Here is a 21,115-nt window from a genome sequence, read left to right as displayed (position 1 = left end):
TTAGGTTTGTTGCTGACAAAATAGAATCTAATGGGAGCGAATATGTTTGATTATCAAGGCAAGAATGTAGTGGTTATCGGCGGTACCAGTGGCATTAACCTTCAAATCGCAAAATCGTTTGCTACCCAAGGCGCCAATGTCGCCGTTGCTAGTCGTAGTATAGACAAAGTTAATGCAGCTGTTGACGCACTCAATGCTGTTAACCAGAGTGGTGTCCATTTGGGCGTTGACTTTGACGTTCGTGATGTAGAAGCAGTGGCGGCAGGCTTTGCTAAGATTGCGCAGCAGTTCAAACAAATTGATGTGTTAATTAGCGGCGCTGCAGGTAACTTTCCAGCGACGGCAGCAAAACTATCAGAAAATGGCTTTAAGTCAGTGGTAGATATCGATTTGTTAGGTAGCTTCCATGTTATGAAACAAGCACACCAGTATTTAACCCGCCCAGGTGTGATTATTCAAATTAGTGCGCCGCAAGCTTATATTGCTATGCCAATGCAAAGCCATGTTAGTGCAGCTAAAGCTGGGGTTGATATGTTAACCAAAAGCTTGGCATTGGAATGGGGCGTTGAAGGGATACGTGTTAACTCTATCGTACCAGGTCCAATTGCCGATACTGAAGGTTTTAACCGATTAGCGCCAAGCAGTGCCTTGCAGCAACGAGTCGCAAAAAGCGTTCCACTGCAACGCAATGGTGCTTGTCAGGATATAGCAAACGTTGCACTTTTTCTTGCCTCACCGATGGCAAGTTATGTGACCGGCACCGTGATTCCTGTTGACGGTGGGTGGTCGTTAGGTGGTGCCAGTATGGCAATGGCTGAACTGGGCAAACTAGCAAATCAAGATTAAGTCCGTCCAATACGGTTAAGAAAGTGAGAATACAAATGGCGAACCCATTTCAAGAACAACTACTTAAAGCTGGCCTAGTCAGCAAACAAAAAGTGCAGAAAGCGAAAACACAGAAACGACGTGACCGAAAGGCTAAGGTTGACGACGGCAGTGCTGCACTAAAAGCTGAAATTGCAGAGCAAAAGCGCTTGCAAGCAGAGAAAGATAAAGCGCTTAACACTGAAAGGTTTAACCAAGCGGCTGAAAAAGGCTTAGTGAGAGGTTTAGTCACCGAATTTAAACGTTTGGCTATCACACTCCCGCAAACGGCAGAGATTAAATTTAATTACACATTGAATAACAAAATATTTGCTGTGTATGTCGACGAAAAGCTTCAGGGTCAGCTGCTCAACGGTCAATTAGGTATTGTTCGTCATGAAGACAGTAGTTACTTGGTGCCACATAAATTGGCTGAACGAGTAAAATTACTGGTACCTGATTGGTGTGGTTATTTGTGGGAGCAAACAGACGAAAATAATACCGTCGAAGAAGATGATCCCTACGCTGATTATGTGATACCAGACGACCTGATGTGGTAGAGCACGTTCTTATACCGATTGGTATTAGATCGCACTTAAATCTTACTCAGCCCCAAGTAGACACTTGGGGCTTTTTTATCTCAGCGGTTAATCGAAACTCACATTCAAGGTAAAACTGTTAAAAAAAGGTTTGCTTTAGGGTGAGAGTGCGCTAAATTAAAACAACTGTTTTAATCCAACGTTTGAGAGAGTCAAATGAACCCATACCAAGCGCCACTGACCGAAATGCGTTTTCTACTAGAGACAGTATTTGATGCACCGACTACTTGGGCACAAACGCCTGCATTAGCTGAGGCCGTCGATCTCGATACTGCTAATGCAATTTTAGAGGAAGCAGACAAGATCAGTCGGGAGCTGATTCATCCTATTAACCGTCATGGTGATGAGCAAGGGGTGAAGTTTGAAGATGCAAAGGTGATCACACCTGATGGATATAAAGCGACCTATGACCAATATGCCGAAGGCGGCTGGGTCGGTTTATGCGGCGATCCTGAGTATGGCGGAATGGGCATGCCAAAAATGTTAGGGGTGCTGGTTGATGAGATGGCCTATAGTGCATGTAATGCTTTTACCTTATACGGCTCATTGACTGCAGGTGCGGCGTTAGCCATTAACGCTCATGCAAGTGATGAATTAAAAGATAAGTATTTGCCAAACTTGTATAGCGGCGTGTGGGCCGGTGCAATGGACATGACCGAGCCTCAAGCAGGCTCAGATCTTAGAAACATTCGTACAAAAGCGGTGCCCAATGAAGATGGTAGCTATAACATCAGCGGTAGCAAAATTTTCATTACCGGCGGTGACCATGATTTAACAGAAAATGTCATCCATTTGGTTTTAGCAAAATTACCAAACACCAATGGAATATCGCTGTTTTTAGTACCTAAATTTAAAGTCACTGATAGCGGTGAGATTGGCGAAGCCAACGGCGTCACAGTGGGCTCTATTGAGCACAAAATGGGCTTGAAAGGCTCAGCGACTTGTGTGATGAATTTTGATGAGGCACAAGGCTACCTCGTTGGTAAACCTAATCGTGGTTTAGTTTGCATGTTCACTATGATGAACTACGAACGTTTAGCGATTGGTATCCAAGGCTTAGGCACATCGCAAGCGGCATACCAAATGGCTTCAGATTATGCCAAAGAACGGGTACAAGGTGTTGCTGCAGGCGGATCGCCAACCGGCGCAACCAGTGACCCTATTATCGTGCATGGCGATGTACGCCGTATGTTACTCACTATTCGTTCGTTAACAGATGCTGGAAGGGCGCTGTCGGTTTTCACTGGTAAACAATTAGATTTAGCTAAGCATGGTGAAGGGGAAGAGCAGGCCAAAGCCGCACGGTACGTCGGTTTATTAACCCCTGTGGCAAAAGCTTTCCTAAGTGATCGCGGTTTAGATGCAGCAATTATGGCTCAACAGGTGTTTGGTGGCCACGGCTATATTCGAGAAACAGGCATTGAGCAACTGGTACGCGATACGCGTATTGCTCAGATTTACGAAGGCACAAACGGTATACAAGCTATTGATTTTCTGGGGCGTAAAACAACGGGCGACAATCTAGCTGCGTTAACTGAGTTTGTTGATGAGTGCAAACAGCAGCTAGACAATTTGGTTAATACCCAAGATAACCATAAACAAGCGCTATTGCAGAGATTCGATGCATTGTTGGCCACAGCAGATACCATTAACCAAAATAAGCTCAGTTCACCTGCTTTGATTAATGCCTGTGCGGTAGATTTCTTGGATGCATTTGGCTATCTGGTATACGGTTATTACAATGTTTTACTCAGTGATAACGCAACCGATCATATCGACACTCAGTTCACCGCGACTAAACAGGCGGTAGCGAATTTTTACATGGATAAATTATTGCCCAAGGTAGATTATCATTTAGCTCAGGTGAATGCCGGTGACAGTGCCATAATAGCACCAGATGAAGCGCTATTTTAACGTTAAATAACGAAGTTTAAGCTGTATCGTTAAAAAAGGGCCCTTTAATGTGGCCCTTTTTGTTTGCTAATGACAAAGGCAGATTGTTAATTTACTCTTGGTGAAGGCTGACTGTTAGTTTGTTGGCTATCTAGCAGCAATTGCAAAAACAAGCCATTAAAGGGCGCGATTTGATTGTCCTTTTCGTGGGGGCTTAGGCCATTTTCTAGCACGACAAACAAAAGCCTTGCGTTATCCGTGCCTTGGATGAAGCCGGCTAGGTTATCCACTCCCTGCATTGACCCCGTTTTGGCGCTAACAATATCTTGTAAAGGGGGACGACGGAAAATCGGCTTATGCCTTAGCGTCCCGGTCTTGCCAGATACTGCGAGCAAATCATTTAAATAGGTAAATCTAGTTTGCGTGTGTATCAGAGTGAGAATTTGTGCAAGCTGGTTTGCCGTTATCAAGTTATACCTAGAAAGGCCCGAGCCGTCGACGATTTGCGCATGGTCTATATCGACGCCCAGTTCAGACAGTGTATTTTTCATCGCCTTTGCGCCATTAGCAAAAGTGCCTGTTTGCTGATAGTAACTAGCACCGATTTGCTTGAATAAGCTATCAGCTATCAAGTTATCTGAATCTTCCAGTACTCGTTTTAATAGTTCCGGTAGCGCTTTAGACTGGTGCGTTGCAATAACATCAAGGCCTTTAGGCGATTTTTCAATCACATATATACCTTGTGCTACCGGTATTTGTGTTTGCTCAAATAGGTTGGCAACAATTTTTTGCACATACAGACTCGGATCGGATACCGCGATGGTCAGCGGCAGTGGTTTATTACCTTGATAGCAGCCGCTAATATGATATTGATTTTCGGGTAAAGTCGTTAACTCCAGTTGGCAGAATTGACGTTGACTCGTTTTGTCAAAAATAGCGGTAGTGCTGATCATCGTCGGTAAGTAGTTTGGATAAACGATTTGACTCTGGTTGCTTGCAAGCGTTGGTTTAAGTTTGGCCTTAATACAGTTTTTGTTAATTACAAAATCTGATACGGGTGCAGCAAAGCAGATCCCTAAGTCATCCCACACCCAACCTTTAGCTTGGACTTTGTCGCTAGTATTTCCTACTAAATAGACTGCGCCATTAATTCGATTGATGCCATGTTTGGGTAGTTGTCGCAGCAATTGCCTTAATTGCTCTGAGGTTAACGTAGGATCTCCATTAAAATGAATAAACAAGTCGCCTTGCAAAGTACCGTTAATGACATTTGCAGCACTGCTTAACTGGGTTTTAAATGTAAACTGCTTACCCAAGACGTAAGCAGACGCCACAGCCGTTAGCAACTTTTGGGTGCTTGCGGGCACCATTAACTTATTAGCGTCTTTTTCAAACAATAGTTGGCCACTGACTAAATCGGTCACCTTAATGGCTAACTGGGAGTGGGGCGGTTGAATGACGTTTAAGGAATTAGCAATGTTATTTTCAGCGAAACCAAACGGGCTAAAACAACATAGCAACACTGACAAAGCGAGCTGTTTATACATTGATTAAGATACGTTTAATAATAATAAACTTTATTATGTCAGCTTGCATCAATGCTGCCAAATAGCAAAGTAGTCAGCCTAATTAGGATCACTGGGCTCATCTTTTTCCATCAAGCGATAGAGCTTAATTGTCACGAAAATGACTAAACCGAAAAACAGAGGCAGTACCAATATGCCTAACTGAGCTTTAAAGTGAAAAATTAGCCAAGCGGCAAGTAAAGTTGCCCCTAAAGTCAGCAAGAGTTTAACGTTCATTGTCTGGTCTACTTAGTCATTGAGAATTAAATCAATCTAGCAGTTATTGGGACTTGATGCCGTGAGTAAGTTAGAAATATTTACTAAAAATGATCGCTGCAGCTCTGGTTGCTCATTATTGCATCAATATCGCGGACTCTGTTAACCAATTTGGCAGAAAAACCTTGCTCAAACGCACTTAAATCGGTAGTTTCTTAATCCTTAAAAGAACGTACGGGAAGGCTATGCCACACATACGGATGAGAGGGTTACCTGAAGATGTAGTGGCCCAATTAAGCCATACATTATTAAATGATTTAGCTGTTGTGACTCAACTAGACGCTAAAGCATTTACCTTAGACTGGGTCCCTATCACGAGTTATCGTGGCGGAACTGCAGATCATAGTGTTTTACAAGTTGAAGTACTGTGGTTCCCAAAAGCCCCCGATATCCAAGACGAAGTAGAGAGTATTATTCGACAACAACTTTTGTCGATCTACCGACAGGCGACGCACGTTGCTGTCATGTTTACGGCACTTGAGCCCCGCAACTACTATCGCGATGGAAACCATTTTTAAAGGAGGATGCCTTGCTGGATAAGCTAGGTGGAATAGCATTATCACCTGACGCTTTACGCTGGTTACTAACACCAGAAAAGCTTAAGTCAGAATTGATCACGCAAATTAAAGCAGCTAAACACTCAATTTATATCGCCGCACTTTATTTAGAAGATGATGAAGCGGGTAGAGAAGTCCTTCAGGCGTTGATTGACGCTAAAGCTGCTAACCCTGATTTAGATATCAAAGTTTTAGTTGATTTTCATCGCGCGCGCCGTGGTCTGATAGGCCATAAAGGCGATAGTGGTAATTACCTCATGTATCGCCAAGCCAATGCTGAGACCGAACATCCTATTGATATATTGGGCGTACCGGTGAAATCACGTGAATTTATGGGCGTATTACACCTTAAAGGCTTTATTATTGATGATACGGTTATATACAGTGGTGCCAGCATCAACAACATCTACCTGCATCAACGCGAAAAGTATCGGTTTGATCGCTATCATGTCATAGAGTCTGCAGAGCTGGCTCGTAGCATGAAGCAGATGATCCAAGACTATTTGGTCAAGGATATCGCGGTATGCTCGCTGTCACAGCAAAAAGACTGTGAACAATTACCCGAGAAGAATGATGTTCGTAGCTTGAAGCTAAGATTAGGTAAAGCGCACTACCAATTTGAGTCGACAAAAATTGGTAATCGAGTAACACCAATAGTCGGTCTCGGTCGTAAAAAGAATAAGCTGAATAAGCTAGTCGTAGATATGGTGTCGCAATCAAAAGAACATCTGTTTATCTGCACTCCATATTTTAACCCACCCTATATTCTAGCTCGCGCACTGGCTAAGCATTTACGTGATGGGAAACGGATTGATATTGTCGTTGGCGATAAAACTTCTAACGATTTTTATATCCCACCTGAAGAAGAGTTTTCTACTATTGGTGCGCTGCCATATATGTACGAGCAGTCACTGCGCAAGTTTGCTAAACGTCAGCAATGGGCAATTGAGAATGGCCAGTTAAATATTCATTTATGGAAGCATGGCCGCAATAGCTATCATCTCAAAGGCATCAGCGCAGATAGCAAACAGCATTTAATCACCGGTAGTAACTTAAACCCACGCGCTTGGGCGCTCGATTTAGAGAATGGATTGCTGTTACAAGACGAATGTGGTGCGTGGAAAGAGAGTTTCGAACAGGAACAAAGCCATATTTTGCAACACACTGAACGTTTGTACCATTACAGTCAAATCGAGACGTTGACAAACTATCCAGCTCCGGTAAGAAAGATCATGAATAGGATAAGACGCCTTAAAGCAGATTTCCTATTGCGGCGGATTTTATAGTCGTCAATATATAAAATGCGGTGATCTAGGTTACCGCATTTTTGTTTTATATCACCAAGCACAAACCATAGCGTTCTTGAATAATAAGAGAATAAACTCATGCACTTGCCAGAACACGCAGTTCATCGCCTATACCAATATCGGAAAGCGATATCTAGCCGACCTTATATGGCAAGAGGCAAAAATTTAGTTCGCTGCGAACGTTGTTTATTGGCTCAAGCTTATTGCACTTGTCAGGCAAGGCGATTGCTTAGCTCAAACGCCAGCTTTTTACTGTTAATGTATGATGATGAAGTATTAAAGCCGAGTAACTCTGGGCGGTTAATTGCTGATCTAATTGAAGATACACATGCCTATATTTGGTCTAGAACCCATACAAACCGTAAAGTTATTGAGCTCTTAAATAGTGAGCAATATCAGCCTTATTTAATCTTCCCCAGTGAATATGCCGCACCTAAGCAACAGTTGGTTGCACCTGAAGCGGTACCATCTTTTTCTAATAAGCGACCTTTATTTGTATTACTTGATGGTAGCTGGCGAGAAGCGATTAAGATGTTTCGTAAATCTGCTTATCTACACGATTTACCTATGTTGTCATTTAACCCGCAAACGGCAGCGATGTATGGTTTACGAAAAGGTAGTCGAGATTTTCAGTTAGGTACAGCAGAAGTTGCCTGCTTGGCTTTAGGCTCTCTCGGTGAGACTAATAACGTACAGGCACTCAATACCTGGTTTGAACTATTTATCGAGTCTTCATTATTCAGCCGTAGCCGAAAGAGCAATCATGATACGAGCATTTTAACCACGCTCACTGATAAATTTATTAGGAATGCGCCTTAGGTCATCACTCTTTGTGTTGCAGTGGTGTTAAGCTCAGGATTTGCAAAACCAAATAAACTGGTTATAGTGAATAGAATAGGTGTTGTTACTGCATAACTAGTTATTAGGGGCACTGCATATGGCACAGAAATCAATGATCAACATGAAGCAATTTATGCTTGGCATTGGTTTATTCGCATTTTGCAGTATTACAGGTAATAGCACTGCGATGCTAAGTTCACAAAATAATGCCGCTATTGTCCATCTTAAAGCAACAAGTCATCCGCTAAATTTTGCTGCCTTTAACCGATATCAAGTCAACAAAGCGTGTGTAGAAAATCGCTGGGAATTTTGCCAAAGCTGGCGAGACTATCGCTATCGATTAGTCGCCTGAACTTAACAAATTTGGCAGTATCGGTTAAATACTGCAACCACGATAAAACCACTAAGAGAGCACGATACTCAATGATCAATCTTAAAAACATCATGTCCCTTAGTGACCGTACATTAGTTCAGAGATAAATCACTTAACTAAATAGTTTTTTAATGCCTTGCCAACATTCACGGTACTGTTGTTGTCTTGTATCTCCCTCTAACGCGAATTTTGTTGGAGCGATGATGTATCGTGACTCAAACATGAAGGCGAGTGTATTGTCATAACGCTGCGGAGCAAGTTCGGCATTTGATGCTTTTTCAAAAACCTCGGCTTCCGGTCCATGAGGTGACATACAGTTATGCAAGCTTGACCCTCCGGGAACAAACCCCTTTTCTTTAGCGTCATAAACGCCTTCAATAAGCCCCATAAACTCACTCATCATGTTTCGATGGTAATAGGGCGGCCTAAAGGTATCTTCAGCAACCATCCAACGTGGTGGGAAAATCACAAAGTCGATATTAGCAACACCAGGAGTGCCAGAAGGTGAGGTTAATACGGTAAATATAGAAGGATCAGGGTGATCAAAACTCACTGTATTCATCACATTAAAACGAGATAAGTCATATTTGTAAGGTGCACTATTACCTGTCCATGCGACCACATCTAAAGGCGAGTGTTTGATATCACATCTGAAAAGGTTACCTGCAAACTTAGTGACTAATTCAAAATCTCCTTCGAGATCTTCAAAAGCAGCAACTGGATATTGAAAGTCTCTGTCATTAGCATAACCGTTAGCGCCTACCGGGCCTCGCTCAGCTAACACATAAGGGTTGCCATAGTTTTCACAGATATAACCTCTTGCATTATCACTAAGCAGTTGCACAGAAAACTTAATGCCACGTGGTATAACAGCAATCTCGCCCTTGCTTAGCTCAATTTTACCGCACTCGGTGTGTAAAATAAGCTCTCCAAGCTCGGGAACAAATAGCAGTTCGCCATCTGCATTGCAGAAATAACGACCTTCCATTGAACTGTTTATCGCGTATATATGAATACCTATACCTGCTTGACCTGTGACACTGCCATTGGCTGCCATCGTTGTTAAGCCATCAACAAAGTCGGTGGCGGTTTGCGGTAAAGGAACGGGATCCCAACGTAACATGGTTGGTGGGGTTTCAACTTCAGTAATGGGTGCACTTCGAATGAGACCGTTGTCTATTCTTTGGTATTCCCCTTGTACCACTGAAGGGCGGATACGATAAAACCAATTGCGGCGATTATCTGCTCTAGGCGCTGTAAAAGCTGTGACGTTAAACTGTTCTGCGTAAAGGTCATAGTTCACTTTCTGAGGACTGAATTGGCCGACTGGTAGCGCACCTTCTAAAGCTTCGGTTTCAAACTCATTACCAAAGCCAGTCATATAGTTAAATTGTTTACTCATTATTACTCCCTTCAGTCACATGACATCATCTACGTATTTATGATAGCTTTAGAAACTACTCTCATGTGAGAGCATATTCAAGAGGGAAGCCTTAAATATTATCGAGTGATAGAATCTCAATTTGGCAACTTATCGGCCCAATACGGCAAAATTTGTTTACAAGAGAGGTAGCATTGATGAACACTAAGCCCAATCAACACGCTTTGAAGTTAGCCAATTTTACACCATATCGTTTGGCCCAGCTTAGTAAGAAGATCAGTGACCGTTTGTCAGAAAAATATCAACAACAGTTTGATCTTACTGTGCCAGAGTGGAGAATTCTGGTTCACTTAGCCGATAAAAGTTGCGCTGATAATCCGAGCGTTAGCGCAAAAATCATTACCCGAGAAGCAAGTTTAGATAAATCTACGGCTTCGAGAGCAATTCAAACTCTGTTGACGAAAGGATTTGTCTTAAAACAGGGGGATCCTGTCGATAAAAGAGCTCATGTGTTGTTACTATCGACGACGGGCTGGTCACTGTATGAAAAAGTGGCTCCACTGGTACTTGAGTGGGAGAGAGAGATGTTGGCATCACTGGAGCCACAGCAACTTGAAAACTTTTTAGCGGTGTTGGACAAGTTAGATACTTATATCACCAACACTTGATGGTTATTACGGTGTTATTTTTTAGGTGTAGCCATCACCAATACAACTGCACATACGATGATCGTTCCAATTACGATGACACTGTTCATTGTTTACCTCGCTTTTGTAGCTGCTGAAACACTAAGTAGCAGCCTATGCTAATAATGATAAAAGGTATCAAGATTAGTGATATATTGAACAGCAGCTTGGTTAGCGGAATTAACACATAACTAGTTAATGCCAACATCGTTATAGTTAACAATATAATCAAGGTGATAGTTTGGTACATTACTGCCAATATCTCCTAACTAAAAACTTATCTTGAACACGGCTATTATCGCAAACAAGGCTTAGTTATGACTTAATTGAAGTTTAAAGGCTAAAAAGGTAATGCGAGGTTGGTAGCCCAAGGAAAGCTTTACCCTTGGGCTAAGTGAACGCTATTGCTGTTTATAGATAACACCATCTTTCATCACGAAGGTGACATTTTCAAGTAGCGAAATATTATCAAGTGGATCGCCATCTACAGCGATGATGTCTGCTAGAAAGCCTGATTTTATCTGACCTAAATTATCTTGTTTTAAGAGTGCTGCACTGTTGATGGTTGCTGATTGAATAGCTTGTGCTGGGCTCATACCAAATTTAACCATGCGGGAAAACTGTTTACCGTTATCACCATGGGGGTAAATTGCAGCGTCAGAGCCAAAAACCATTTTTGCACCAGCTTTGACAGCTCGAGTAAAGCTATCGCGTTGTGCTTTGGAAACCTGTTTTTCTTTATTAATGTTTTCTTCAGGAACGCCATTGGCTTCCCCAAAGGCTAAAGTATATTCTGTATTGTAAATATCACAAGACAGGTAAGTACCTGAAGTTATAGCCATCTCTATTGCTTCTTTGTCCATAAAGCTACAGTGTTCAATACTATCAACGCCCGCTTTAATTGATGCCTTAATGCCATCCGTCCCGTGGGCATGTGATGCAACAGTTAGACCGCGCATATGCGCTTCATCAACTGCGGACTTAATTTCATCGAAAGTAAGTTGTTGAATACCAACTTTGGTACCTTTAGAAAACACGCCACCGGTTGCGCATACTTTGATTGCGTTAGCGCCGTATTTAATGTTTTCTCTAACCTTAGCACGTACAGCCCAAGGGCCGTCTGCTACTCCTTTCGCTTTAATGGCTTTTTCTGGCGCTGAAAAATTATCATCACAGTGTCCGCCGGTTATACTGACTGAATGACCAACAGCCCAAATTCTTGGGCCAGCGATTTCACCTGCGTTTATTCCGTCTCTTACACCAATTACAGAGTAACCTGACGCGCCAAGGTTCCTTACGCTAGTAAATCCAGCTAGCAGTGTCTTTTCGGCGTTTTTTACTGCTTTAACTGTTTGTCTAGGAATTGAATATTCTCTTGATGCAAGAAAATTATCTTCAGCATCACCTGTCAAGTGAACATGCATATCCATCACACCAGGCAATAATGTTTTACCGGATAAGTCCACGACTTGAAAGCTACCCGAAGCTAAAGAAGGCTTCTCAGTAGTAACACGGGTAATAGTATTTCCCTCGATATAAACTGCGACATTCTTAATCGTTTTCCCTTGAGCAACATCGATATAACCGTCGGCAATGAGTAGGGTTGGTTTGTCTGCTTGAGCAAGTGCTGCGGATGATATTAAACTGCAACTAATTAGTAATGCCATCTTAGATGGCGCTTTCTTGATTACGCCCGCAATAATGTTGTTCATCAAAGTGGTTTCCCTTGTTGTTATTAGAATTTATACACTAATGTAACATTAACAAATACGCCGGTATTAGGAACAGCTAAGCAAGCGATTTTAGGTTGAAAAGTGTAAAGATAAATTTTTTTACCAAAGTTATGATCTAATTAGTAGAGCAAGCCGTACTGGTTATTGAAGTGACAATTCGCTTCACCATCGTCAACTAATCATGATTAGTGATTAGTCCATCACCTGCAAAAGATGAACTTTCTGCAAAGTTTATCCCTCTGTTTAGGTACCTTGTCCCAAGGTACCTTTTTTTTAGCTCTTTTGCGTAATTGTTTAAGTAGCGTTATTGGCAGATTTTTTCTGGGGGGAGGGGTTAGAGACATTTGTTAAACGTAGCTAGTTAAAAACGAATTTTGAAATGACTAAATTACAATTGGTTTCACTCGCAATTGGTATGGTCTTGGGGTTGTCTAATTTTGCAGTCGCAGTTGATACAGTCTGTTTTAAAAACTGCCATAAAACCTGCCATAATACCTACCGCGAGTGCGGCACTACTCAATATTGCAAAGAGCAATTTCAAATTTGTAAAGCAAGCTGTCGTTAAGCCGTTGATAAACGGATGATAACTTAGGTTATCATCCGTTAGAAAGATTTTTCATATTTTTCGAAGGCTTCAGACCAAAATTGTGATCCCAACTCTGCAATAACTCTTGATTCACCGTTTAATAAAATTGCCATACCTAAGTTCAATTCCGGCGCATAAGCAATCTCGGCCACATACCCTGCAACCCAGCCGGCATGATAAATTAACTCTTTACCATTAAAGTCGTAAACTCGCCAACCTTTACCATAGTGAGCATTATCTAGGTATTGACGCCAATCACGGCGGCGAAGCTCTTTTCTAGTGCGTACCCCAGGCTCAGTGATTTCAGACAACAGAAGTGGGCTCAAGACATCAGGGCGGTGGCCCATATTTGCCATCAACCATTTGGATATATCACTGATGCTGGCATTAACGCCAGCAGCGGGCGCCAGTTGATAATAATTAGATTTGACCTTTACCTGTCTAAATCCGGATTTGGTTTTGACATGTGGCTCAGCTCTATTTTTGGTCGCGAGAAAATTATCGATACCAATCGAGGCGCTAGTCATTTTTAAAGGACTAAAAATCCGCTCCTCGACCAGAGATTCATAACTCTTGCCAGTACTTGTCTCGATAGGCTGTTGAATGAGTGAGAATGCAATATTTTGATAACTGTAACACTTACCTGGTGAGCACATTGGGGTCAGTTTCGAAAACTTCGGGATAATTTTCTCAAGTTTACCATTGGCATTGATGATGTTGTCATAGCTATTTGGCATTAAACCGGTACTTTGACCGATCACATGACCTAAGTTGATAGTGCGTCCTTTATCAGGGTTTGCTAAGGTAAAATCCGGAACGTATTTATAGACAGGTTCATTCCATGAAAATTTTCCTTCTTGAACCAACATAGTTGCCAAGGTTCCTGCAAACGTTTTTGACACTGAAGCTAACCGAAACACGGTGTCTGCATTTACATTAAGGTCTCCACCTTTTTTTCTTTTACCATAAGTACTTAACTTAATTATTTTGTCATCTTTAACGATAACGAAGGCGCCACCAGGAACTTTGTTGGCTCTTAGTTGTTGATGAAAATTGGCTTTAAAGCGATCACTTATATCGGTGTAAGTCGTAGCCTGAGATACCAAGGGGGTGACAGTCCCCAATAGGGCTAAAGAAAGTGAAACAAATCTAAATGACATGAAAAATACCGTACTAAATCAGACGCTTAACGCCTTTAATTCTATTTAATTCGTCTAGGCAGTGGTGAACGGTTTGACGCTTAGTATAGAGAATAAAATACCGCTCGAAAAATCAACACACCCTAGTTATTGCGACCTGCAAAAGTTGCCTGAGTCCTGGCTAGTTCACGGACTCAAAGTATCTTAACTAACTCGCTGTCATGATGTAAGCGCTATTTTAATAATTCCTTAATCTAGGCATAATACGTCTGTTTTATAGGCGGATTTCAGCCATAGTTATGCCATGATGTTGATAGATAGCATTCAACTTCAGTCACGCAAGTCATCTTTTACAAGGACAAGGATCAGAACAGCAATGAATACTGATGCAACATTGTATTTTCGCCAACTTGAAGAGGCAGATGCACTTCTATTACACGATTTAGATCAAGACCCAGAAGTCATGCGATTTATTACTGGTGGTAAAACAACTAGCCTAGAAGAGATACAAGAGATCATGATCCCCAGAATGATGAGTTTCACTGATGTCATTAAAGGCTGGGGCTTATGGGGGGTATTCTCATCGCAACATAAAAGCCGAGATAGCTTTCTCGGTTGGATTTTAATTCGTCCAATGGGCTTTTTCACAAATCAACCTAAATTTAACGATTTAGAAATTGGTTGGCGATTTAAGCGAGAAACCTGGGGACGAGGTATTGCCACTCGTTCGGCAAAATATGTATTGAAACAATGCCAACAACTTGGTGAGTTTAATTATATTTCAGCTATTGCTGAGCCAGGTAATACAGCATCAATTAATGTTATGGAAAAACTTGGGCTTAGCTTTATTAAGTGTGACTATGAAAAAGGTTTGTTTGATAATGAACCCGTAAAAATCGTTCTTCATAGAAAGGCTTTGTAGTTAATAGGTTTTTATTCCTCAGCTTGGTTTTGTTTTTATATAACATCAATCAATATAATAACCATGTAAGCGATTACACTAAAGAATAAGTCATAAGCACTACATCATCACGCATTATTTATACTTTAATACTATGCGTGATGAGGATTGGATACAGTTTTCCTGCCAACATGTTTAACTTTAAAAGTTGATTTTAACCATATTTATCACTATTAACAGATATTTAAATCCTATTTGGTAGTCGTTAATCGTAAAGCCCAAAAAAGCGACGCTTTGATAAATCCCAGCCTAACTTGCTTACTTAAGCCGATTAATACCAGGCGATGTAAATGATTTGTTACAAAACGTATCCATAGGGAATTATTTTATATTTTAAACTATTCTTTAACGTTAACTAATGTACTAAGTTAATTCTGCCCTGAGGCAAATAATAAAATAATAAATGGAGTTAACATGTATAAGAAACAATTAACAGCAGTAGCGGTCGCATTAAGTTTAAATGCTTTTTCACTTCATGCTGAACAATATCAAGCTCAATTCATTGAAGCAGATAGTGAAAAGGCAATTAAAGATAACTATATAGTTGTGTTTAATACACCTAGTGTGCTTAACCTTAATAATAGCTTGGCGATTTCGGAGTTCGCAGTTCAACAGTCTAGAGCGTTATCAAACAAATACGATGTTGAAGTTAAGCGTCATTTCGGTAATACATTAAACGGCGTTTTAGTAAAAGCAGATAAAATACAGTTAAAGTCTTTAATGCAAGACAGCAGTATTAAGTACATCGAGCAAGATCAAATGATGTATGTTAGGCCATTGGTAGCAACGAATGCAGATCAAGTTAGTCCCACATGGGGTTTAGATAGAGTTGATCAACGTAACTTGCCACTAGACAATAACTACCATTATGACTTTGATGGTAGTGGTGTTACTGCTTACGTAATTGATACTGGCGTATTAAATACTCATAGCGAATTTGGCGGTCGTTCTTCCAGTGGTTACGATTTTATCGATAACGACAGTAATGCTACCGACTGTAACGGCCACGGTACCCATGTTGCTGGTACTATTGGTGGTGCAACCTATGGTGTCGCAAAAAATGTCAATATTGTTGGTGTCAGGGTACTAGGATGTTCCGGCTCTGGCTCTAATTCCGGGGTTATTGCCGGCATCAACTGGGTTAAAAATAATGCATCAGGTCCATCTGTTGCTAACATGAGTCTAGGTGGTGGTGCATCGCAAGCGACTGATGATGCCGTCAACGCAGCAGTAGCAGCTGGAATCACCTTTGTCGTTGCAGCGGGTAACGACAATAGTAACGCCTGTAATTATTCTCCTGCTAGGGCAAGCGATGCGCTTACCGTTGGCTCTACAACCAATAGCGATAGTCGTTCAAGCTTTTCTAATTATGGTAGCTGTTTAGACATTTATGCACCTGGCTCAAGTATTACATCGGCTTGGTATAATTCTAACAATGCTACTAATACGATTAGTGGTACTTCTATGGCAGCTCCCCATGTTGCAGGCGTGGCGGCACTGTATTTAGATGAAACTCCATCTTCTTCGCCTTCGCAAATTGAAAGTAAACTCATCACACAATCAACAAGTAATAAGGTTACAGATGCTAAGTCTGGTTCACCAAATAAACTACTTTTCAGCTTAAATGGTGATGGCGGCGGTTGCGGAAATAATTGCCCAGTTGACGAAACTGAATTAACTAACAATACAAGTGTTACTGTAAGTGGCGCAACTGGATCTGAGACAGTATTTTTCATTGACGTTCCTGCAGGCACATCGAGCCTAAATGTCAATTTAAGTGGTGGTAGCGGTGATGCTGATATATACGTTCAGCAAGGTAGTGCGCCCACACAGTCCTCTTATCAATGTAGACCTTATAAAAACGGTAATAATGAGTCATGTAACTTTACCAACCCTACAGCCGGTAAGTGGTATGTGATGGTTCGAGGATACTCTAGTTATAGTAATGTCTCATTAACCGCTAGTTTTAATACTTCAAGTGGCGGTTGTAATAGTGCAGATTGCTTAGATAACGGTGTGCCTGAAACCAACCTATCTGGGACTAGCTCTTCGGAGACTTTCTACACCATCGAAGTACCCGCTAATAAAACCCTTACCGTCCAGATCGCAGGTAATAGTGGTGATGCTGACCTTTATGTTCGAGCAGGAAGTAAACCAACGACGAGCAATTATGATTGTCGTCCCTACTTAAATGGCAGTAATGAAACTTGTAGCATCAATTCAGGGCAAGGTGGTACCTTCCACATCATGTTAAAAGGCTATACGTCTTACAGTGGGTTAAGTTTGACCGCAAGCTATTAAGTACCAGCTATTAACTAAGTAAAGCAAGTAAAAAGGAGGCCATCGCGCCTCCTTTTTAACGCTTAGTCAATTAGTGAGTATTAAAATTTAGCCATTAATGTGTAATGGTGCCGCCGGATAAACAACTAAAGGAGCAAGTGAAAACCAAGCTAATGCCAAGTGTTTTATGGTTAATCTATGCCCACCGCTAGTAATTAAAGGTTAGACAGGTTAGGTTGTTAGCATTTGGTTAACAATGGCCATTTTCTCGTAGTGGTCGCAATAACGATAATAAGCAATCGCTGCTTTCAGGTATGAATGATTTTTTAGTCTAAGGAAACCACATGTCATTGTATATAAAGGCAGGTGCGATGTTGATTGCACTAGCCAGCACCTTTGTCGTTCAAGCTAATGAATATGTTTTAAAAAAGGTCGCTAAACCGACTTATCAATCCGTTAATCTTAATCTTGACCCAAATCTGGACACTTTTACTGGCAGTACTAAGATCAATATTGAAGTGCTTAAGCCTACCCACGTCATTGAAGTCAATGGCGTTGATTACAGCATTGATGAGGCCGTTTTAGTCGGTGAAACAAGTTGTGATCTTGATTCGGCGATGAACGACAAAGGTATCGTTTCATTGGGGTGTGGCAGCGAAATAGTACCTGGCAAATATCAACTAAATTTAACTTTTACTGCGCCCTACAATCGAAATGCTGTTGGCTTATATAAAACGATAGATGGAGGTCTGCCTTATCTATTTACTCAATTTGAGATGAGTGATGCAAGACGCGCGTTCCCTCTATTTGATGAACCTGAATATAAAATCCCGTTTCAACTCACTATACGTTCTCCAAAGTCTGAGAAGGTATATAGCAATACGCCTGTTGTGAGCGAAACACTTAATGGCAATTGGATCACTCATGAATTTGCACCAACTCAAGTTATTTCTTCATACCTTGTTGCTTTAGCCGTGGGGCAATTTGAAGAGATACCAGTTAAAGGGATGAGTGTTCCCGGAAGAGTGATCACAACTAAAGGCAAAATTGAGTTAGCAAAGTACGCAGCACAGAAGATGCCGGTCGTTTTAGCCGCCTTAGAAGACTATTTTGGCTCTAGCTATCCATTTGAGAAATTAGATTCTGTTGCAGTACCGGAGTTTCCATTTGGTGCAATGGAAAACGCAGGGCTTGTCACTTATCGAGAAGATATTTTGCTGCTTGATGAGAATAATGCAAGCGATGTAAGTAAACGACGAGCAATTTCGATTATCGGCCATGAACTTGCGCATCAATGGTACGGTAATTTGGTTACCATGGCGTGGTGGAACGATCTTTGGTTAAACGAAGCGTTTGCCAGCTGGATGGCTGCTAAGATCACTTATCAAACGCACCCTGAATTTGAAACCCATTTAAGTATGTCAAGAAACCGGGCCATGCCCGCTGATGCTCGGCTATCGACTAAGCCTATCCGTAAACCTATTCGCACAGAAGCGGATATTATGGATGGTTTAGGACTAGCCTACAGCAAAGGTGAAGCGGTGCTGTCGATGGTGGAAAATTGGATCGGCGAAGAGGCGTTTAAGCAAGGGATCCGTGATTATATTAAAACCTATAGCTATAAAAATACCCAAGCTAGCGATTTGTGGAACACATTAGCTAAGGCATCAGGAAAAGATGTACCAAGTGTCCTACAATCTTTTATCGAACAATCATCGTACCCTTTAATAAAGGTCACTCAGCAAGGGAACAAGATCACTCTCAGTCAACAGAGTTATGTCTATGCTGAAGCGAAAGCACCTGAGCAAAAATGGGTTTTGCCTGTTGTGTTAAAGTATGGTGTAAATGGTCAAACCTTCGAGAAATCTGTACTTTTGTCTAAACGCACTCTCGTGGTTGAACTGGAGGCGGTTGCCGACTGGATATATCCTGACGCGAATGCAATGGGGTACTATCGTTGGACGCTAAGTCCCGAAAACTTTGAAAAGCTATTAGCCAACGTTCAACAGTTGAGCGATAGGGAAAGAAGGGCGATGATATCGTCCGCAGATGCCTTGCTAGATGGCGGCTTTTTGTCAGCAGGCAACTTACTGAAAATATTAGAAGAATTTACTATCGATCCGCACCCAGCGATAGTTTCAAGTGCAATCAGTTATATTGACCGACAAAAGTTGCCTTTTGTTGATGAGAAAAATCAGCAGCAATGGTCAAACTTTATCGCCCAAAGCTTGCTACCCATTGTCGAACGTTATGGGATGGTGGTAAAAACTGACGAAGATCCTCAAGTTAGTCAGCTACGGTCCCGTGTAGTCGATTTATTGGCTTTTGAAGCAAAACAAAAAAACATTATTGAAGTTGCTGCAAATCAGACTGGACGATTTTTAGCGGGAGACAACAACGTCGATCCCTATTTAATCGGAACCTACTTAACCATTGCCATGTATCACGGTGATGCAAAGCTACTTAATCAAATGATAAAAGTTTTTGAGCAAACAAAAGATCCGACCAAGCGTACCCAAATTTTACGTGCCTTGGGCTATGCTCCCCAAGGTACACTGCAACAACAAGTGCTGAATTACAGTCTAACAGACGCCATCAAAGCACCTGATCTAGGCTACCTATATCTAGGTCAAAGCTATCAAGCTGAGCGTCAGTCAGATTTTAGATCTTGGGCATATGAGCACTACACCGAGATAGCGAATAAGTTGCCTCCGTTTGCATTGCCTCGATTACTTGAGTTATATGGTGGAGGTTGCGATCTCGATAACTTAGCAACCGCAACACAGTTTTTTGGTCAACTCACCGGTGAGGTGCCAGGCTATACGAGAGCGATTGCAAAATTGGAAGAAAGCGTTCAAACATGCAGCCAATTGCGTTTAAGAGAAAAAGCCAGTGTAGATAGTTACCTTAGGCAGTTCTAATCAGCAAAAAGGCACCTTTTTAGGTGCCTTTTGTTTAGCAATCAAGACAAAAGGAGTAATGTAAATTTCTTTTGCTTTTGGTAAAATGCCGCCAATTTTTTAAAAGAGACATGATTATGCCAATGTATGTAGTGGGACATAAGATCCCTGATTCTGATTCTATCTGTGGTGCAATAGCATTAGCTTACTTAAAAAACCAAATTGGAGAGAGCGCTGTCGCTACGCGTTTAGGTGACGTATCACCTGAAACCGCTTTTATTCTAGACCGTTTTGGTTTTGAAGCGCCTGAATACAAAGAAAGCTATGCAGGTGAACAAGTCTACATTGTTGATCATTCTGAATTAACTCAAGCTCCTGATGATATTGAACAAGCGACTATTGTTGGTATCGTTGACCATCATAAGCTGGGAGATTTAACGACTTCAACACCTTTAGAATGTTGGATTCGTCCAGTCGGTTGCAGTAATACTGTGATTAAAATGATGTACGATTTTTATAATGTCGAAATTCCAAAAGAAATTGCAGGTATTATGATGTGTGCAATTTTAAGTGATACCGTGATCTTCAAATCGCCAACCTGCACAACAGCAGATATCCGCTGTGTAGAAGTGCTGGCTGAAATCGCGGGTATAGAAGATTATAAAGCCCTTGGTATGGAAATGTTTAAGGTTAAGTCTGCGGTTGAAGGCACGCCTGCCCGAGATCTGGTTATGCGTGACTTTAAAGACTTTAACATGAACGACAACCTTGTAGGCATCGGCCAACTTGAAGTTATTGATTTGTCAGTTTTTGATGATATTAAAGCTGAATTGGTTGCTGACATTGCTAAGCTTAAGCAAGAAGGTAATCGTCATACCGTAATGTTGCTGTTAACAGACATCATGAAAGAAGGCTCAGAAGTATTAATCATATCTGATGATGCCGATCTAACTGAACGTGCTTATAACAAAGCATCAGTAGATGGAAAAGTATGGCTAGACGGTGTGCTAAGCCGTAAGAAGCAAGTGGTGCCGCCGCTACAAGCTGCATTTGCTTAATAATAAAAAAGGCCGCAGTTTGCGGCCTTTTTTATTAACGATGACCCGTCCTAAATAACGTTGACACTTTTCAAACCTTTTTTGGAGAGTGTTATGAAATCAATAGTTAAGCGAACT

The 21,115-nt window shown here is 41.5% G+C and carries 17 protein-coding genes; 12 read left to right on the top strand and 5 right to left on the bottom strand.

Annotation, left to right across the window (positions count from 1 at the left end):
- The first annotated feature begins 42 nt into the window (after positions 1-42).
- The 3 genes from ACHUFW_RS18910 (at position 43) to ACHUFW_RS18900 (ending at position 3,377) form a co-directional block, all read left to right on the top strand.
- Positions 43-846, top strand: a complete 804-nt coding sequence (locus ACHUFW_RS18910; RefSeq protein WP_394205285.1) for an SDR family oxidoreductase — start codon at positions 43-45, stop codon at positions 844-846.
- Between the two features lie 35 nt (positions 847-881).
- Entirely contained in the window at positions 882-1,424 is a 543-nt protein-coding gene (locus ACHUFW_RS18905) for a DUF2058 domain-containing protein (protein ID WP_394205283.1), read from the top strand.
- A gap of 195 nt (positions 1,425-1,619) precedes the next feature.
- Positions 1,620-3,377: an acyl-CoA dehydrogenase gene (locus ACHUFW_RS18900; RefSeq protein WP_394205281.1), complete on the top strand. Its 1,758-nt coding sequence runs from the start codon at positions 1,620-1,622 to the stop codon at positions 3,375-3,377.
- Positions 3,378-3,463: 86 nt separating this feature from the next.
- Here ACHUFW_RS18900 and dacB read toward each other — a convergent pair whose 3' ends face one another.
- Both dacB and ACHUFW_RS18890 read right to left on the bottom strand, forming a co-directional pair.
- On the bottom strand, positions 3,464-4,903 hold the full coding sequence (gene dacB, locus ACHUFW_RS18895) for a D-alanyl-D-alanine carboxypeptidase/D-alanyl-D-alanine endopeptidase (RefSeq protein WP_394205280.1): 1,440 nt from the start codon (positions 4,901-4,903) through the stop codon (positions 3,464-3,466).
- Between the two features lie 78 nt (positions 4,904-4,981).
- Positions 4,982-5,158 (bottom strand): hypothetical protein, encoded by a 177-nt coding sequence (locus ACHUFW_RS18890; protein ID WP_394205279.1) that lies wholly within the window; start codon positions 5,156-5,158, stop codon positions 4,982-4,984.
- 224 nt (positions 5,159-5,382) lie between these two features.
- Here ACHUFW_RS18890 and ACHUFW_RS18885 point away from each other — a divergent pair, with 224 nt between their 5' ends.
- From ACHUFW_RS18885 to ACHUFW_RS18870, 4 genes are all read left to right on the top strand, one after another.
- Entirely contained in the window at positions 5,383-5,715 is a 333-nt protein-coding gene (locus ACHUFW_RS18885; protein WP_394205277.1) for a DUF1904 domain-containing protein, read from the top strand.
- Between the two features lie 11 nt (positions 5,716-5,726).
- Positions 5,727-7,040, top strand: coding sequence for a CDP-diacylglycerol--serine O-phosphatidyltransferase (pssA, locus tag ACHUFW_RS18880; RefSeq protein WP_394205275.1), 1,314 nt, complete (start codon positions 5,727-5,729; stop codon positions 7,038-7,040).
- 99 nt (positions 7,041-7,139) lie between these two features.
- Complete coding sequence (locus ACHUFW_RS18875) at positions 7,140-7,880, top strand: tRNA-uridine aminocarboxypropyltransferase (RefSeq protein WP_394205274.1); 741 nt, start codon at positions 7,140-7,142, stop codon at positions 7,878-7,880.
- A 118-nt stretch (positions 7,881-7,998) separates the two neighbouring features.
- Positions 7,999-8,253: a hypothetical protein gene (locus ACHUFW_RS18870; protein ID WP_394205273.1), complete on the top strand. Its 255-nt coding sequence runs from the start codon at positions 7,999-8,001 to the stop codon at positions 8,251-8,253.
- Between the two features lie 133 nt (positions 8,254-8,386).
- Here the strand turns inward: ACHUFW_RS18870 and hmgA are convergent, their stop codons facing one another.
- Positions 8,387-9,676, bottom strand: coding sequence for a homogentisate 1,2-dioxygenase (gene hmgA, locus ACHUFW_RS18865; RefSeq protein ID WP_394205272.1), 1,290 nt, complete (start codon positions 9,674-9,676; stop codon positions 8,387-8,389).
- 176 nt (positions 9,677-9,852) lie between these two features.
- Between hmgA and ACHUFW_RS18860 the strand changes: the two genes are divergently transcribed.
- Positions 9,853-10,323 carry a MarR family winged helix-turn-helix transcriptional regulator gene (locus ACHUFW_RS18860; RefSeq protein ID WP_394205271.1) on the top strand — a complete coding sequence of 157 codons (471 nt, stop codon included), beginning with the start codon at positions 9,853-9,855 and terminating at the stop codon, positions 10,321-10,323.
- A gap of 419 nt (positions 10,324-10,742) precedes the next feature.
- On the opposite strand, the gene ACHUFW_RS18855 is transcribed toward ACHUFW_RS18860, so the two are convergent.
- Positions 10,743-12,053: a Xaa-Pro dipeptidase gene (locus tag ACHUFW_RS18855; protein ID WP_394205270.1), complete on the bottom strand. Its 1,311-nt coding sequence runs from the start codon at positions 12,051-12,053 to the stop codon at positions 10,743-10,745.
- Between the two features lie 624 nt (positions 12,054-12,677).
- Positions 12,678-13,820 carry a serine hydrolase domain-containing protein gene (locus ACHUFW_RS18850; protein ID WP_394205269.1) on the bottom strand — a complete coding sequence of 381 codons (1,143 nt, stop codon included), beginning with the start codon at positions 13,818-13,820 and terminating at the stop codon, positions 12,678-12,680.
- A gap of 355 nt (positions 13,821-14,175) precedes the next feature.
- Between ACHUFW_RS18850 and ACHUFW_RS18845 the strand changes: the two genes are divergently transcribed.
- From ACHUFW_RS18845 to ACHUFW_RS18830, 4 genes are all read left to right on the top strand, one after another.
- A complete protein-coding gene (locus ACHUFW_RS18845) occupies positions 14,176-14,721 on the top strand; it encodes a GNAT family N-acetyltransferase (protein WP_394205268.1) in 546 nt (181 codons plus the stop codon).
- A gap of 453 nt (positions 14,722-15,174) precedes the next feature.
- Entirely contained in the window at positions 15,175-17,061 is a 1,887-nt protein-coding gene (locus tag ACHUFW_RS18840) for a S8 family serine peptidase (RefSeq protein WP_394205267.1), read from the top strand.
- Positions 17,062-17,384: 323 nt separating this feature from the next.
- Positions 17,385-19,961 (top strand): M1 family metallopeptidase, encoded by a 2,577-nt coding sequence (locus ACHUFW_RS18835; protein WP_394205266.1) that lies wholly within the window; start codon positions 17,385-17,387, stop codon positions 19,959-19,961.
- Between the two features lie 116 nt (positions 19,962-20,077).
- Complete coding sequence (locus ACHUFW_RS18830; RefSeq protein WP_394205265.1) at positions 20,078-20,998, top strand: manganese-dependent inorganic pyrophosphatase; 921 nt, start codon at positions 20,078-20,080, stop codon at positions 20,996-20,998.
- Positions 20,999-21,115: the final 117 nt, after the last annotated feature.

The organism is Shewanella waksmanii (assembly GCF_043643685.1).
Taxonomy (GTDB): domain Bacteria; phylum Pseudomonadota; class Gammaproteobacteria; order Enterobacterales; family Shewanellaceae; genus Shewanella; species Shewanella waksmanii_A.
Note: the sequence above shows the minus strand (reverse complement) of the source record. Positions and strands in the feature narration are given on the sequence as shown.